This is a genomic window from Chitinimonas violaceus (genome assembly GCF_052601015.1).
The window spans coordinates 13,687-30,616 of the sequence record NZ_JBQXDJ010000037.1 but is presented as its reverse complement, the minus strand read 5'-3'; the positions used below and the strand labels follow the sequence as shown (position 1 = coordinate 30,616).

The window sequence follows — 16,930 nt, the reverse complement described above, 5'->3', positions numbered from 1 at the left end:
ATCTGCCGGGGCTTGTAACGAAGAACTTGTTCAAAGCCATGCAGCATTTCAAGTGATTGCTGGTTCTAATTATCTTTGCCTACCTAAACATCCACAGTCCTTCTGCGGTGATATTCCTCGACTAGGTACGGCTACCAGAATCGCGTGGTATTCGCCCAAGTCCCAAGATTTGATCAGGGAGTTCATACAAGCGCCGAAAAGAACCTGTTCATGACCTTACTGCGCAGCAGTGATCAGAGCCCTATACGCCCTGCTGGCAGCTGCTCGTGATAGGTTTTGAACAGGTTCTGAGAGCGTTATCTAATCTGTCTTAGAAGCTGTTCAAAGTCTCGCGAGTTAAAGCGAGGCAAGGTGGAAACAGCCGAGGAAGCGGCGTTTACGCATGGTAAATGAGCATGCCGAAAGTGTTTTCAACACCGTATTGCCGATGCGGAGCAGACCTTGAACAGGTTCTTTGAGCGTAAAGGATGTGCAATATGCCCTTGTTTAACGGCGAAGTGACGATGTTTTCCAAGCCGATTTTCCTGTCTCTTCTTACGGCCGTAACGGTTCAGTCTGCTGAGTTATCCCCCTCGGCAATAGCCCCCTCGGTGAACCGTGATGTACCGGAAGCCTCATTAAAACGAGAGAAGCGGGCGATGACTGCCAATGTGGATCGTCGATGGCCCACGCGTACGATTCCCTATGTATTGACGAATGCATCGCCAAAAGCACGGCAGGTGTTTCTTGCAGCCGCCAGACACATTGCCGAGAACAGTGCGGTACGCTTTGTGGAGCGGACAGATGAAAAGGACTATGTCTACCTGGCCGATGTCGCTGCCGATCCTTCGGGTGAGTACTCCCCTGGTACCAACGGACTAATCCGTGATTGCCATACCACCTTGGGCATGCGTGGTGGGCCACAGGAACTCATATTGAGTCCAGGCTGCCAGGAAGTGGGTATTGCCTTGCATGAGTTGATGCATACGGTCGGGTTTGGGCATGAGCATCAACGCTTGGATCGCGACGAGCATGTGAAGGTGAAGGCGCCACCTCGCATCGCCAATCCCTTGGGTTACAGCAAGGGTGGTGATATTTGTGCGCCCGACATTCCTTCGATGAATTTCAAGAACCTGCAACCTGCTGGGTATGCCTTACATATAGGCCCGTATGACGTCGATTCCGTCATGCAGTATGGACCTGAGCAGGGGGTTACCCTTCGTGATCGTACTGCCAAGGTACGGTCCTGGCCCCGTCCTACCCTCTCTAGTGGTGACATTGCCGCGCTCGCTGTGCTGTATGGGAGCAGCTCAGATACGCCCTCTGTACCAACGGACAATGGATTAAGTGCGGCGCTCAGCAAGTATGAATTGATACTGGCGGATGGTATGACAGGGGAAGTCGAGCTGCAGATTTCACCTGATGCCAAGCTTGTTGGGAAACCCAGGGTTGAGAGCCTGAATCCACACATTGTGGTGACAGCCCTGCAACGGGTAAGGAATCAATTTACGCTAAAGGTCCATGTACAACCGGATGCATCAGCTGATTTGAACCCGGTGATCTGGGACGACAACAGGGTGTTTGTCCACTTTGGTACTGCTGAGGGTAAAACCGGCGTGGCTGTATTCACTGTTACGCCTGTGCATCCAGTCTGTCTGTCACGGTCGTTCCGGCAATTGGTCTCACGCTATAAGCCTGCAGGTAGTACACAGCAATATTGCTTGGAAGCAAAGCGGCTTGCTTCAAACATCCAGCGCGCATCGGCTGATACCGATAGGGTTGCCTCGGTTGCATCGAAAGATGAGGAGATGGGGGTAAGAGTCGCGCCGTGTGATAGTAGGAATCCGCTGCAGTTGTGGGCAAAGGAGGGCGAAAACGAGCAAGCCAATGGCCGCCTGTTCAATATGGCGGCGTCTCATTGTCTCGCTGTATCAGGCCCCTTTGCCAATCGGCAGGACTACGCCAACCTCAATACAGCCACAGCATGTACTACGCAAGAACCAATTCGGGCCATCGCTGAATGGCGTTTTGAAAACAGTAGGTTGATCAATGCGGCATACCCGCGGTCTGCTTTGACCTATACGGCTGATGGGGCGCCGGCATTGTTCCCGGCGGAAAGCTGGGTGGTGCCGTGGCAGCAATGGGAGTGGTATTGAATAATCTGTAGATCCTGGGCTAAACCTACAGTCTGGATGGGATGGCCAATCAATTGTTACTTGCCCTCTAAACACCTGTTCACAATCTGACGCGAGCGGTTGTCAGCAGGGCGCAGCGCAGCACATAAGTCCTGATCACGGCTGCGCAGCAAGGTTGTGGATTGGTACTCAGTGGAATTCTCCAATTAAGGCCGCAGCTTCATCGCGGCCTGCTTTTTTTGGAGGGGAATACTAGATCGTCGAACCATTACAAGCCTGGGGAGAAGCAAGGCAACGTGATTAGGGGTAAATGCGCATTCTGACGGTACTTCCACCCCTGTATCGTTGTTAAGAGCTGCTAAGTCGTGCCCGTTCTCTGTGAACAGGTTCTTATTCCTCCTTATTTACTGCGCTTATCTATGCCTATTCTGTGCCCACCGGATATTTATCGAATCTTGAAGTCGTCGCTTGGTCTGGCTGCTGTGGTGGTAGGGGTAAGTGCTTGTAGTACGCCCCCGATGAATCAGGCCGGCAGGTCGTTGGCTCATAACAATAAGTCATTACCGCTAGTTATCGCGCATCGGGCTGGTGCAGACGATTGCCCGGAAAATACGCTGACAGCTATCGATGGTGCGCTGCGTAATGGTGCCGACGCAATATGGTTGACCGTACAACTCAGCAGCGATGGTGTGCCGGTGCTTTACCGGCCTGCCGATTTGGCGGCCAATACAGAAGGTGCTGGGCCTGTCACCAAAAAAACTTTCAACGAGCTGCAACAGCTAAATGCTGGGTGGCACTTTGCCCGCATTGATCCTGATGGATCGAAGAATTATCCATACCGCGCGCAACCCCTGCCCATTCCTTCTTTGGAGCAGGCATTAAAGGCGGTGCCGGCATCGGTACCGCTTGTTCTCGACATGAAGGCGTTGCCAGCTGGTCCGCAAGCAGAAGCTGTCGCACAGGTACTGGATACAGCCCAGGCTTGGCGCCGTGTGTTGATCTATTCCACCGATGCTTCGTATCAGGCAGCGTTCGCGAAGTTCCCACAGGCAACGCTTTTTGAATCGCGCGACCAGACCCGTGGCCGACTCGCTGGCTTTGCGCTTGCGCAAGAATGCGTGGCGCCGCCCAAAACCGGCAGCTGGGTGGCGTTTGAATACCGTCGCAAGGTTCAGCTTGTGGAGTCCTTTACATTGGGTGAAGGGCGCTCGCCTGTAAATGCACGGTTATGGACGCCAGCCGCTGTAGATTGCTTTAACACTACTGGGAAGGTGAATATCCTGGCAATTGGCATTAACAGTGCAGAAGACTATCAAGCAGCTGCCTGCCTTGGGATAGATGCGGTATTGGCGGACTCTCCGCAGAAAATGCAAGCCATCAAGAAGCGTTTATCTTCTGCCATGGATTGTTCAGCCAAGCAATGAAGCTTTCCCCGGAAAGGGACTTGTATGGCCCTGGTACTGTGGATGGGCATGGTACATTCACCCTTCAGCTGTTTTTCGCTTCAAATGTAAACGCAATGGACTTGAACCTATGAAACAAACTATTTGCAGTTTATTTATTTCCATGTCGTTAATCAGTGCTGCCAACGCTTGTGACGATGCAAGCGCACTGGCGCATTATGCCGATGTGAAAGCGACGTTACTGGCAGGCAAGCAGGTCACTGTCTTATTGGATTTGGCGCAATGTACCGTGGAGGCAAGTAAGGATCAGTCAGGGCCCAAGGTGCAGAGCGGGTACCGTATCAACAGTTTCATGATACCGGGCGATACCTATATCGCATTTTCTGATGTGCACGAGACCCTGAGCCCCGATGAAAAGCTTAAGACGGAGCACATTCGCTACCGTCTTACCCCAGACGATAAACTCACTGTTCGTACATCCATCGTTAAAGACGGTGTGGTTACTCCGCGCGCAAGCTTTACTTGCTCCTTAAACGCCGGCGCGCGGTTTGTAACGGGTTCAGGAGCCTGAGTTACCCTGCTGTCAGCAGGATGCAGCCACAGCTAGCGCCTGACAAGTGTCATCAGCATCCCGTAACGTGGCCGCATGGTAACGGCCACTTCTTTCTTGATGGTTTGACCGGGCTGTAGCTGTAAGTCGTAATGTTGGGCAATCTGGGCCAGCAGCAGTTGACCCTCCATCATGGCGAAGTGGTTACCGATGCATACGCGTGGACCTGCGCCAAATGGCAGGTAGGCACAGCGGTGGTGCTGTAACTGCGCCGCGCCGGGCATGAAGCGTTCTGGGTCAAAGCGGTCGGGTTCGCGCCAGAAAGCGGGGTGCTTATGCAGCAGATCGCAGTCCACCATGAGAAAGTCGCCGCGCTGTAAGCCAAAGCCCGCCACAGCTGTATCTTGCCGTACTGCCCGGGGTAGTAAGGGAGCCGGTGGAAATAGCCGCAATGCTTCCTCGAACACAGCCTTGGTGAAGACCAATTGGGGCAGATCGGCATAACTTGGTGTTCTACCTCCCAGTACGGTATCGAGCTCATCGTGCAGCTTGCTGCGTACCTCCGGATGGTTCGACAGCAGATACCAGGTCCAGGTCAGTCCGTTGGCTGTGGTCTCGTGCCCCGCGCCGAATATGGTGGCGATTTCATCGCGTAGCTGTTGGACAGACATGCTTTCTTCATTGTCCGGGTCGCGTGCGGCAAGCAGCATGTCGAGCAGGTCGCCACGTGGTGTACCACCTTCCAGGCGCTTGTTGATGAGCTCGTATAGCAGGCTATCGAGTTCGCGCATGGATTGTTTGAATGCCAGGTTACGCGGTGTTGGCCATTTGCGCGGCAACATAAAGGGGTTGTTCAGGCTGTCGAAGGCATAGCGCAGGAGTAAGGGAAAGCGCGCGCCGACGAAATCGGCTTTGTCGAACAGGTCTGCACCAAACATGGTCTGGCCCACGACATCAACAGTGACACGCATCATCTCTTGCGAGATGTCCACTGCCTGCCCAGGTTGAAAGACCTGCTGCCAGCGGGTAAGCAAGCGGTTACCGGCATCGGTCATTGCCTCGGCCATTGTGGCGATCTGCGCCTTGTGGAATATGGGCTGGATCATCTGCCGTTGGCGTCGCCAGGATTCCCCGTAGTTGGTCACCAGACCTTTGCCCAGAACCAGCCCTAAGCCGATCTCGTGCTTTCCCCCTAGTTCTGACAGTTTGCCGAAATGCTCTCTTTCCTTGATCAGTACCTGCTCAGCCATGTCGGGATGGCCAAGAATATGGATGCTGCGTGTCGCCAGGCGAATGCGAAAGATATCGCCAAGTTCTGCGCGGCTATGGGACAGAAAGCCCAGCATATCGGCCCGGTAGGGTTTCAGATGACCCAGCAGAAAATTTCCGGCAGGTGTAGGGGCGCGCAATAAGGGGGCACCACCGGGTAGTGCGGTGGACGATGACATGGACTGCTCCTCTCATGGAATTGGACGTTGCCAGCCTAGGCTGGCTGCTGCCGGTGGTTGCTTCCCACCCCGGCTCTTCTACCTTAGTTGCCGCTGGAGGCAATGGACAGCGCCAGTGAGCTTATTACAAAGGATATTTGCATGACATCCAGCCTGCAGTCCCGGGTATCCCTACTGAAGTTATAGGGATACCAGGCGATAGAGGCTTTCGCTGTTTCATTCGATATGGTGTCTCCTTGCGCTTTTATGGCTTTTTACTAGGCCTCGGTTGGTTGGTAAGCTTATCTGCCAAGTCTTGTGTCAGTGCCACCATGGTCATGGTCGGGTTCCAGGAACCACCTTGCGGCCAGAGTGCTCCTCCTGTGATGTAGACGTTTGTGGCGGCTTTCAGGCGGTAGTCCAAGTCGACTGGTGCGTCGGCATCTTCCCCGATGTGTAGTGTCGAGCTTTCATGTACTAGCGCATCAACACGACGTTGCGACGCCGATGGCCGTTCGACGCTCCATTCGCCCTGATCCGGTGAGCCATGCCAGTACTGGATCCTGCCGGTAGAGAGTACTTTTTCCAGTATGCCAAATGTGCCTTCATCCATGGCATTCCAGGTTTCCTGGTCACTCTTGTTTTCGATAATCTGCAGCAGTGAATTGGTTGTCGGATTGTTATCCTGGCTGTTTCCGCGGAACCAATTCTGCTCGTTCTTGTAGTCGAGCTCACCCAGCACGGCACACACAAACACCACATAGCCTTCGGATGACTGTAGTTGCGCCATTGAGGCGGTTGCGACGACATCGGGCATATAGCGCAAAGCGATACCGGCATTTTTTATCGGGTACTTGTCCCACAGTACCGACAGCTGAATGTGATACTGCTGGGCATATCCTTTTGGTCCCGTCCCGGCGATGTAGCATGCGCCGAGCTCAAGGTCACCGAATTGGCTACCTGGGTCCAGGTCCTCCTTGGGAACGCGGGCAACGACTGAAGTGATAAAGTGTGCAGAGAATCGCTCGCCAATATTTGGCGCGTCGGGAAACGAATTGCGGATTAGGGTGGTAGGTGGCAACGTTCCCATGGCGAGGATCAGCTTTGCGTTACCAAGTGGCAGTACACCACGCGAGGTTTGTAACGCTGTTGCTGTACCCCCCTGCTGTACTACCCTCTCGACGGTACATTGACTCACGATGTCTAACCGACCGTGGTTGGTGGTGGCGTTATGTAGGCTGGCAATCGAGAGCAGATCCCCAGGCGTGGAGAATTTCTGAAAGTCGACGCCGTTGATATCTTCGGATGCACAGGCCAACGGTGCAGCTTCCGTACGATAGACACCGGGAACGTTCGAGTAGCCATCCTTCAACAGCGTTTGTACCCGCTGCTGTAGTTGCCCATAGACAGGCCGTTTCATGGAAACGAGCCGTAGCTCAGCGTCACTCTTTCCCTTGTCGATCTGGTCTGCCGGCTTTACCCGCAGCAAGGTCTCGGCTGTGATGAAGTTTTCTTCGGCTGCACGCATCGTTGAGGCAGGCCACCCCTCCATCTCCCGTTCATTCGGGCGGGGGCACCACGCACTCCACAATGTGGAGCGACCGCCGAAGAATGGCACCATGCCGTGTTGCCATCGGATATAACCGCCTTCTTTCCCTTGTGCTGTCACAGAGGAAAGTGTCCATGGGAATGTTTCGGACATTCCCCCGAGGGTATTTTTAAATGGCAGTGGCAGATTCTGAAAATGTTCCGGTAGGAAAAACGACCCACGTTCAACAATCAAAATACGGCTTAGTGGGTTATTTTTAAGGGCTCTTTCAGCAAATGCGAGCGCGCAGAAACCAGAGCCTACGATGACATAGTCGTAGGTATTTTCTTCGCGGGCTTGTTTCCAACCGGCGTTGGACAAGAAGAACACATGGTCCATCACCTTTTGACCAGATGGGTCCTGTGGACCGGGTGTAGGGAAGCCATACTGAAGTTTGTCGGACGATGATGCATTACTCATGTCTATATCCTCCTGATCAAATGTCGGCCTGTGCCGGAGGCAGTAGGAAACGCGATCCTGTCACACCTACTGGTCAAGTAGGCAAACGATGATCGACAAAGCCCGGTCAAAGGTGAGCGATTCAAGTGGTTGCAGCGGTCAGTTGTACTGAATCGCAGTCGCTGTTCGCCTGTGACAGGCATAGCACATGCGCCTGATGCAGCCCTCATCCATATGAAGGAGAGCATCTGTGCTTGTGTACGGCATTGCTAATTGGGCAGGCACTTTCAATCTGAATACTTGACGGACTGGGTTTCTTGAATGAATAGAGTAGCGTCCGAAAGCTGATGCTAAATGCGTCCTTAGCTTTGCCTGGAAATAGCGGCAAGAAAGAACTTCATACCGTTCCTCGTTTTGTGGTGGTGTGATGTGCCAGACAAGTTATCTTGTTAATTACGCGAGCCTGGTTACATCTACTTTTAATTTGGCGTCACCCACTTGTCGACTTCGCTCTACCTGACGTTTGAGAAACGCATTGATGATGCTGTCGAGCAGCTTGTCAGAGAGCAGGTTACGCCTTGGATTTTTATGAAGTCCGGCGCGCCATTCCGTGTAAAAAGGTTCAACGGACAGGAAATCAATTATCAAGATCTCGATTTCCAGGGCACCCCACGTGCTGTCTTCTGGTCGCGTTATATCGACCCATTTCTGGAAGCATTGGCAACTCAGGAAATCAAAGACGCTGTTTCCTTGGCTAAGGAACGCGGTGTGGATACAAATTTGCTGCTTACCGAAATACAGGGCTTACTGGTTAAGGCTTCTACCAAGATATTTGCTCAAATGGCGGAAGTAGACCGTGGCTTGCGAGGTGGTGGTGACGCAAAAAGTGTGACACTTCGCTCTGTCGAGACGGAAGTTCAGCGGATGTCAGCCTTTATTGAAAAGCATATCCGTAGTGAGATGTCGGTTTGGATGCCACCGCCAAAGCAGGAAAAGCTGTTCGAAGACAGCAAGTGGATCAGATGGGTGATTGATCGGTCCTCTCCCGGGTTTTCCGCATTCGTCAGTTTTATCGCGAAGCATTTCTAACCTGTTCACGATCTATCGCGAATAACGGTGTCGTGAACAGGCTTTAAGACAGACACGTTGGAATAGATGATAAGCGTGCCATCCATATGTTACCGATCGTAGCTGCACTACGCCAACTGACTTTAGGCTCTTGAAGGAGTGGGCCGAGGTAAGATGCCATCTAGCTTCAGGGTTTGTTGTAAGTGGTTTTTTGCATCCACAAATTCGGTTCGCCGCCCATTTTTTACTTCCTCCTCCCACAGTGGATTCAGCTGCATATGGTAGCCATGGTCTTTAGTCTGTTGCACTAGTTGGGCGAACTCTTCCTTATTGTTGATGATGCAGACTTCATCAAAAGGTCCAATTTTCATTGGTAATGCGAAAGTGGCCGGCTAATTTGCTTTGATATCGGTTGCGGGACTGCCTGAGTCGGTACTGTGGTGGACAACAGCCTCTCCAACACCTACGAGAGCCTGATTGATGACAGGAATCATATTCCGGACCCGCATTGATGCATTGCCGAGATCAGCATCTTCCTTTGCATGAAAACTCTTTGCATTCAAGTAATCATTCAGCAGATAGACATTTGAGGGTATGCCTCGATATTGGTTGATCTTTGAACGGAATACGTTGTGGGAGACATCAGGCACCAATAGATTATCTTGAGATCCGACATCGCTTATATGTGGGGAAATGACCAATAAGTCATAATCTGCAGTAAATGCTTTGGCATCAGCTTTGGGTGCCAGCACGGTAATGGGTTCACCGTTACTGGTAATTACAAAGTCCTGTCCTTTACGTGTCCCTTCAAACTGATATATCTGGCCACTGGGTGCTTTTGCACTAAACGTTATTACCCCCTGGGTATTTTCACGTGATCGTTCACCAATCAGGCCGGCTTCCTGCAATGCATGGAGTCGATTTGCAGATATAACTAATGGGACGGCGACAGCATAGCCATCTTTTATACATTGTTGAGTCTGGTAATTGAATTTTTCAATCTGATCAGGCGTATTTTCTAATTTACTGTAGCGTTGATCTACACAAATCAAACCCGCTTGTGGTCCCCAGGATGCACTCTTGCCTTTTATATGAAACCCTTTGGTTGGATGACTTTCCTCAATTAACCCCGTTGCCATTTTATCGACAGGTCGAATGCCAATAATACAGTTGTGGTCGTGTGCGACCTGTTGAAGCGATATAAGGTGCTGGGTAACCACGCCGGTGTTTTCTTTTAGGTTTTCGGCTAATGTAGCAATGTTAGGGCGATTTTGTCTTGCGCTTTTGGCAATATCCTGCTCCATCATGCTGAGGTTATTTGGGGTAATAAGGGTTTTTTGAAATTGAATAGGCATGGCAGATTCCTTGTTTGAGCAAATAGCATGGCTAAATGCAAACTACGCCAGAAATTTGGCAGGAAATTTCATCAATCAATCCATTTCTATGAAGGAAAATATAAAAAAAGCAGAATGGGGGTCTTTCGTTTATCTGCTGCACTTTTATGAAAAGTACAAGCTCATCCTATAGGCATTGCTGACAGAGCCGGAGCGGCTGGAAGCATGCCATCATACTTATGAACGGTGAGGTTTGCGACACATGTGTTGCGTGGAAACCATCGTGAATGCAGAACAAATGTGCGCCGTAGTCTTGTTGCTTTATGTACAAGCGATGCGGGTACATCTTCTGTACCAAGCTATATCGGCATAGGGAAGAGAGGGAAGAAATCTATCTGCTGCATGGCTATATCCCATTTCCAGACGTTACTGCTTTCTACATAGCTATGCTTTTCTTATCCTTTATATATTTGAGCCCATGGTATTTAAATAGTGATTGATACTTTATTAATGTACTGATGAAATCCGGATTTTACTTAGGAATTCCAGGTTTTCTTATATCATCTTGAACTGCCTGATTAAAAGAATAGAGAGTACTGCAGTTACACTCAAACCTTGTTTCATAATAACTGGGAGGTTGTAATGAGGATTTTGCTAGGCAAATTTCTGATGCAGATGGTGCTGCTTGTAATTGGTATGACGACTATTGCCGGTGTTGCAACCATACAATCAATTTCACGTATTGCAGTAGGGCCAGACAATATTCTATTTGTCGCCGACTGGAAGGCGGCAAAACTACATGCGCTTGATGTACCTACCAGCGCTAATGCTAAAGCTGGCCCATTCAATATTAATGATTTGAGCGGCTTGGTTGGTCAGGCGCTAAAGATTCACGCTCCCATCACGATTGAAGACATGGTGATGCGTAGAGGTGCTGCCGAGGCGTTTGTTGCGGCAAGTGTTGGGAAAAATAAAGCCCCGCTACTGGTGTCGGTAACGGCGGATCAGAAAGTACGCCGCATCGATTTAAAGAAAGTAGCTTCGAGTCTGGATATTGCCAACCCACCAGACCCAAAAGCAACCTTTTGGCATGATATCCCCCAACGTAGCCTGACCGTTACGGATATGAAATGGCATGATGGAGAGCTATTTGTTGCCGGTCTCTCCAATCAGTCTTTTGCCTCGACACTACGTCGGGTGAGATACCCATTTAGTGGTATGAGCATATCGACAGTGGAGATGTATCACACTATCCACAACCAAATGGAAACCCGTGCACCTATAGAGGTGATGGAATTTGCACAATCGGGCGACAAACCGTATCTGATTGCCGCCTATACCTGTACGCCGCTCGTGGTATTTGCACTGGATGATCTGAAAGATGGTGCACACGTCAAAGGCAAGACCATTGCTGAACTGGGCTATGGCAACGAGCCTGCATCGATGATGATGACCCGTGTTCAGGGGCAGGATGGGCAAAGCGCGGATTACTTGGTCATTACAAATTACCAGCGTGGCGCAAATGTGATTCCAATGTCGGAAATCGAGGCCGCTTACGCCAAACCTGGCCTGGATGCCCCAGTACCTATCGGCCAGACCGCAGGAGTTACTTCGAACTCCGCACCATTGGTAGGGGTGGTCCGCACGGCCGAATTGAATGACTCCATGTTGCTCGCACTACGTCACCACTTGCAGCGCAATACGACGCAACTGGTCAGCTTTGTTAAGGGGGCTAATTTCCGTTTAAGTGACTTTATCTCTGACTTTGTCTTTGCCGATTACAAGTACGGAGAATGGACGCGCAAGAACCTGAAGCCATTTCAAGACATGTTGATGCAGGGAGAGGGCTTTAGCGATTTGATCAAGCCATGAGATTCCTGCTGCTTCTTCTGTGCTTGTCGCTGAATGTACGGGCCCAGTCGGTAATGCCGACGTCTGGGCCGGTGCCGGCGAATCTATTGCGTTTTTATATCCGGTTCACGCAACCCCAAAGTGAACGGGTTCTGCCACGCCTCAGCTTACGCAGTGCAGATGGCCGTCTGCTTGAACACCCGTTTCTCGAGCGGGAACTATGGTCGCCCAACCAACAGGTTCTGACGGTCTTGTTACATCCTGGGCGTGTGAAAACCGGTCTGGTGGCGCGTCAACAACTGGGGCCGATATTAAACACGGGTGACGAGGTCGACTTGCTGCTTGATGGCGAGGTTTTGGCGCATTGGCACGTAGAAATGGAGGATAGGTTGGGGCCAGAACCTGCAGATTGGCGTATTTCTACGCCCAAGGCTGGGACAAAAGCGCCGCTGTTTGTACGCCTCGATGCGCCAATCGATGCCAGCGCCAATGTTTTGATTGCAGTGGCCGATGCTACTGGGCACCGTGTTGAAGGGCGGGCGCAACTGCTTGAGGACGAGAATATCTGGTCTTTCACGCCTAAGCGTACATGGCAGCAAGCCCGTTACCGGTTGATGTTGCATCCGGAACTGGAGGATGCAACTGGCAATCGTGTAGGTGGTAGTTTTGAAAGCCATGGGCAGATTCAGGATCGACCTGCCCCTAAGTTGGAGTTTGATATTTCCTGATTAATCCAACTGATGTTTATTTTGACGCTTATTTAATTTGCCAGCTAATTAGTAGCTGGCAAATTTTTTACATGGGTTCCCCCTCTTCTGGTTACAAGCGATACGGTAAAACCAATTGGCTTTATTCCTGTCTTTGTTAATGTACTGACCTGTGCAGCGCTTATGAAAAGCGGGCTTTAATGATGCCGGGTAATTACTTTACTTAGCATTGCACCGATATTCGATTGGTCACTCATCGAGTGGCAAAGTACTGTTTGATCAGGAGAGTTCTATGGTTGGGAATGTGTGGCGGGTTGTATTCAGCATGGCAGGAAAGTCTATTGTCTTTCGTTCAGATACGCCTGCGAATAGAGTAGAAATTAAATCAGAAGGCCAGCTAGTGCAGCCAGGAAAAGCTGGGGCTTATTTCCGGCGTTTATGGGTTGGTTTGATGGGGCTATGCTTGCTGGCGCCTGCTTATGCCCATGATGATCATGGACCGACGACCATCAATTCAGACATACGCATCGTTCCGCTTGCCAAAAATGTATGGCGTCACGTTACCGATGAAGTTATGCCAGACGGTAAACGTGTTCCAGCCAATGGCTTGATTGTGAAAACAAAGAATGGCGTTATTCTCGTTGATACCGGTTGGTCAAATGAACAAACCAAGGTGTTATTGGATTGGATTGCCCGCAATATAAAGTTACCCGTCACTGCTGCAGTGGTTACACATTCGCATAATGACCGCATGGGCGGTATCAGTGTTTTATTGGACAAGAAAATCCCTGTCCATGGTGTGAATTTAACGGCCCAGCTGGCCCAGCAGAATGGCAAACCACAGCCTGATAGAACTTTCGAAGAACTGGAGAAATTGGGCAACGACATGGAGCTATTTTATCCAGGTAAGGGTCACGCGCCGGATAACATCGTTGTCTGGCTTCCTGAATCCAAAATCATATTCGGTGGTTGTTTGATCAAGTCGGCAGATCAGACTTCACTGGTGCCTGTTAAAGATTCAGATATGGCTGCTTGGCCGAGAAGTGTTTCCCGTGTGAAAACGGCCTACCCCAAGTCCAGGATTGTAGTGCCTGGGCATGGCGAACCCGGTGACGCTGCCTTGTTGGATCATACGATCCGCTTGGGAGGGGCGACTCAGGCAAAGTAAGTACTCAGTTTGCAGCTTAGTTTATGGCAGTGTTTCAGGCCCGGCAGATCAGCCGGGTCTTTTGCATTTGATGACAGATCGAGCTTGTATGTAAGAACTGCTGATGAGATCTGTCATGAGCAGCTGTCAGCAGGGCGCAGAGCTGAGCAGAAACCGGAATGTACTTGGGTACATGAGGGCTGCGAACTTCTTGGTGTGGAGCACCTTAGCAGTTCGGCGTCCCCCTTGCGGGGGGCTTTCGAGCAGCACATAAGCCCTGATCACGGCTGCGCAGCAAGATCGTAAACAGGTTCTAAGCCAGCATAACCAGCGTGACATATACCCATCAACCCACCGCTAGTCGGCTGTAGCGATGCTTCAGGTTTGACGCCCCACGTTCTTCCTGTTTGATAGCTGGAATCAATATATAAATGAACTATTGCCCCACAAGCGTGGTTTTCTAATCAGTAGGAACCGGGGAAGCTGCTTAATATTCTTGTTGAGCCGTTGTGGGAGAGGGGACCGAGGCTACAATGCCCCGCCCGCAGGGAAGGAAGGGGGTTTGTTCCGGTGCACCTTCCTAATAGAGTCTGTTCACGAACTGTGGTCAGTAGGATGAAACGCAACGCAGAAACCGGCATGTACTGAGGTACATGAGGATTTTGAGCAGCACACAAACCCTGATTACAGCTGCGTAGCAAGACTGTGAACAGGTTCTAAGAAAAAGCAAAGACTCACAAGGGCCACTTTACGATCGTTGTAGTGCTAGCAGGATCGTGTACAGGCTCCGGGAAGTTAACAGCGCAACCAAAAAGGCATCGGGGAGAGTGCCGGGTTGCGTATTCAGGAGGTGGTATGACAGTGCGGTTTCATTCGTGGGCAGCGTTGAGCGAGATATTAATAGGCAATGAAATGAGTTCATGGCGGGGCTGCCGGCGTTAGTCGGGAGCGTTGGTATGAGCGATTTTGTGCCTGTCCAGCCCACCCTGTTGCTGGTCGACGACTTGTCCGCCAACCTGCTTAGTCTAAGAGCATTGCTGGACGATGGGACGCGCCGCCTGCTTTCGGCTAGCAGTGGGGAAGCAGCGCTGGATATCCTGCTGAAAGAAACCGTTGCCCTCGTGCTGCTGGATGTACAGATGCCGGGCATGGATGGTTTTGAAGTGCTGCGCCTGATGCGGAGCAATCGCCGTACCCGAGATATCCCGGTATTGCTGTTGACTGCGCATATGGATACCGATGTCGCAATGATGGCAGGGTACGAAGCCGGCGCGATTGATTACCTCACGAAACCGCTCCGTAGCGAAATCCTCCTGGCCAAGGTAGCCAGCCTGCTGGAATTGCAGAATGCACGTATGCAATTGCAGCGCATAAATGAAGAGATCAATCAGGCGCGGGAGTTCTACTCGTCGATTCTGGATACGACGGGGGAGGGCATACTGGTAGTCGGTGCTGATCTTGAAATCAGCTATGCCAACCCAGCGGCGCGCCGCCTGCTCGGTAGTCCGCCGGCCGACAGCCTGGCCCTGCCATTTGCTGTCTATACCACGTGTGAAGGTGGTAGCGCGGCGTCACCGCATACTGCGACATCCCGTACCAACAGTTATTTCACCCATTTGGCCATGTTGCGTACTGCACAGGGGGGGGAGTTGTCGGTTCAGCTTTCCTGTGCCCTGCTACCCGGCTCCGAAGGCAGTTGGGTCTTGGCATTCCAGGATGTCGGGCCGATAACACGGCTAGAGCAGGAGCTACGCCATCAGGCGGTAACCGACCCGCTGACCGGCCTGCGTAACCGCAAAGGTTTCTTCCAGACGATGAACAATGTGTTGTCGCGCGCCGTACGGCAGTCAGAAATGGTGGGGCTGCTTTATCTCGATCTGGATGATTTCAAGCTGGTGAACGACAGCCTTGGCCATGCGGTAGGGGACCAGTTGCTGAAGGTCTTCAGTGAACGCTTGAGCCAACATCTGAGACGATATGACGGTGTATGCCGGTTGGGTGGGGACGAGTTCACTATTGTGCTTGAGGCAATGCAGGACGAAGCCCAAATATCAGGTGTGGCCGAGAAAATCATTCAAGCCCAGCAGCAGTCGTATGAGATTGCAGGCCATAACTTGAGCATGAGCGTCAGCATCGGCATCGCAACCTATCCCGATTGCGGTACCACGGCTGAAGAGCTGTTGCAGTCGGCAGATACCGCGATGTATCAGGCCAAGCGGGAAGGGCGGAATAATTTCCGGCACTTCTCGCAGGAGATGAACAGCCGGGTACGGGTACGGGCGCTGCTGCTTGATAGTTTGCGCCGCGCCATGATCGAAGAGCAGTTCTTTCTGGTCTATCAACCCCAGATACGGGTAAGTGATGGACGCATGACCGGTATGGAAGCGTTGCTGCGTTGGCAACATCCGGAGGCTGGTTTGATCAGCCCGGCGACCTTCATTCCACTGCTGGAAGAGTCGGGGCTTATCGTGCAGGTAAGCCGCTGGATCTTGCGCGAAGCGTGCCAGCAGCGTTGCGTCTGGATGGGCCAATTGGGTGAGGACGTAACCGTTTCGGTGAATTTGTCCGCCAAGCAGTTTGCCGATGAGCACCTGCTGGAAGATATTGCCGCCTTGCTGGAAGAAACTCAGTTGCCGCCATCGTGTCTGGAACTGGAAGTGACAGAAGGGGCGGTGATAGGCGATATGCAGAGCAGCCAGCGTTTGATTGGCGAGCTGCGCAAATTAGGAGTGCGTATCTCGATGGATGATTTCGGTACCGGTTATTCGTCGCTCGCTTACCTGAAGCAGTTGACCCTGGATGTGCTGAAGATAGACAGGCTGTTTGTCTCTAACCTGCCAAACGATCCCCGCGACCAGACCATCGCCCGTGTGATTATCCAGCTGGCGCACGACCTGGACCTGGAAGTGATCGCAGAAGGTGTGGAGACGGCCGAGCAGCTTGCCCTACTTGCCGATATGGGCTGCGAGACAATCCAGGGGTTTTATTTCTCGAAGCCTTTGCCGGCAGCTGAGATACCGAAGTTACCCGCGCATTTCAATACGCACCGAAACACAGCCTGAGAACCTGTTTGAAGTCTTCTGCACGTCAGCCATACGGCGTTGAACACACCCTCGGCATGCTTATTTACCACGCGTAAACGCCGCGTTCTCGGCTGCTATGTTGCGGAAAACGCTCGGTAAACCGGCACCTTATGCCAAAATGCATCGCCTCATACCGCAGAAGTTGACTCTTCGAAGATAGGCACTAAGGTACTTATGGGCGGCGATCCTCAACCCAGTCCAGCAGTTCATAAATACGAGAACCTGTTCACAAGTCATTGTGTGCAGTCATCAGCAGGGT

Annotated in this window: 12 protein-coding genes; 8 read left to right on the top strand and 4 right to left on the bottom strand. The window is 51.6% G+C overall.

The features are described from left to right. The first annotated feature begins 476 nt into the window (after positions 1-476). From ACUHMQ_RS13075 to ACUHMQ_RS13065, 3 genes are all read left to right on the top strand, one after another. The gene (locus ACUHMQ_RS13075) at positions 477-2,135 is read left to right on the top strand and encodes a M12 family metallopeptidase (protein WP_445295907.1); all 1,659 of its coding nucleotides are present in this window, start codon (positions 477-479) and stop codon (positions 2,133-2,135) included. Between the two features lie 398 nt (positions 2,136-2,533). Then, positions 2,534-3,538, top strand: coding sequence for a glycerophosphodiester phosphodiesterase family protein (locus ACUHMQ_RS13070; protein WP_445295906.1), 1,005 nt, complete (start codon positions 2,534-2,536; stop codon positions 3,536-3,538). 142 nt (positions 3,539-3,680) lie between these two features. Then, entirely contained in the window at positions 3,681-4,088 is a 408-nt protein-coding gene (locus tag ACUHMQ_RS13065) for a VirK family protein (RefSeq protein WP_445295905.1), read from the top strand. Positions 4,089-4,120: 32 nt separating this feature from the next. Here the strand turns inward: ACUHMQ_RS13065 and ACUHMQ_RS13060 are convergent, their stop codons facing one another. Both ACUHMQ_RS13060 and ACUHMQ_RS13055 read right to left on the bottom strand, forming a co-directional pair. Beyond that, positions 4,121-5,515: a cytochrome P450 gene (locus tag ACUHMQ_RS13060; protein ID WP_445295904.1), complete on the bottom strand. Its 1,395-nt coding sequence runs from the start codon at positions 5,513-5,515 to the stop codon at positions 4,121-4,123. Positions 5,516-5,759: 244 nt separating this feature from the next. Then, complete coding sequence (locus tag ACUHMQ_RS13055; RefSeq protein WP_445295903.1) at positions 5,760-7,502, bottom strand: GMC oxidoreductase; 1,743 nt, start codon at positions 7,500-7,502, stop codon at positions 5,760-5,762. 477 nt (positions 7,503-7,979) lie between these two features. Here ACUHMQ_RS13055 and ACUHMQ_RS13050 point away from each other — a divergent pair, with 477 nt between their 5' ends. Next, a complete protein-coding gene (locus ACUHMQ_RS13050; RefSeq protein WP_445295902.1) occupies positions 7,980-8,570 on the top strand; it encodes a hypothetical protein in 591 nt (196 codons plus the stop codon). A gap of 122 nt (positions 8,571-8,692) precedes the next feature. Here the strand turns inward: ACUHMQ_RS13050 and ACUHMQ_RS13045 are convergent, their stop codons facing one another. Beyond that, entirely contained in the window at positions 8,693-8,920 is a 228-nt protein-coding gene (locus ACUHMQ_RS13045; protein WP_445295901.1) for a hypothetical protein, read from the bottom strand. A 21-nt stretch (positions 8,921-8,941) separates the two neighbouring features. Then, positions 8,942-9,904 (bottom strand): anthrax toxin-like adenylyl cyclase domain-containing protein, encoded by a 963-nt coding sequence (locus ACUHMQ_RS13040; RefSeq protein WP_445295900.1) that lies wholly within the window; start codon positions 9,902-9,904, stop codon positions 8,942-8,944. A gap of 621 nt (positions 9,905-10,525) precedes the next feature. On the opposite strand from ACUHMQ_RS13040, the gene ACUHMQ_RS13035 reads away from it, so the two are divergent. The 4 genes from ACUHMQ_RS13035 (at position 10,526) to ACUHMQ_RS13020 (ending at position 16,650) form a co-directional block, all read left to right on the top strand. Beyond that, on the top strand, positions 10,526-11,755 hold the full coding sequence (locus tag ACUHMQ_RS13035; protein WP_445295899.1) for a hypothetical protein: 1,230 nt from the start codon (positions 10,526-10,528) through the stop codon (positions 11,753-11,755). Continuing rightward, a complete protein-coding gene (locus tag ACUHMQ_RS13030; RefSeq protein ID WP_445295898.1) occupies positions 11,752-12,462 on the top strand; it encodes a hypothetical protein in 711 nt (236 codons plus the stop codon). Before ACUHMQ_RS13035 ends, ACUHMQ_RS13030 begins: the two co-directional genes overlap by 4 nt. 304 nt (positions 12,463-12,766) lie before the next feature. After that, a complete protein-coding gene (gene bla, locus ACUHMQ_RS13025; protein ID WP_445295897.1) occupies positions 12,767-13,609 on the top strand; it encodes a subclass B1 metallo-beta-lactamase in 843 nt (280 codons plus the stop codon). Positions 13,610-14,544: 935 nt separating this feature from the next. Further along, positions 14,545-16,650 (top strand): putative bifunctional diguanylate cyclase/phosphodiesterase, encoded by a 2,106-nt coding sequence (locus ACUHMQ_RS13020; RefSeq protein ID WP_445295896.1) that lies wholly within the window; start codon positions 14,545-14,547, stop codon positions 16,648-16,650. Positions 16,651-16,930 lie beyond the last annotated feature (280 nt).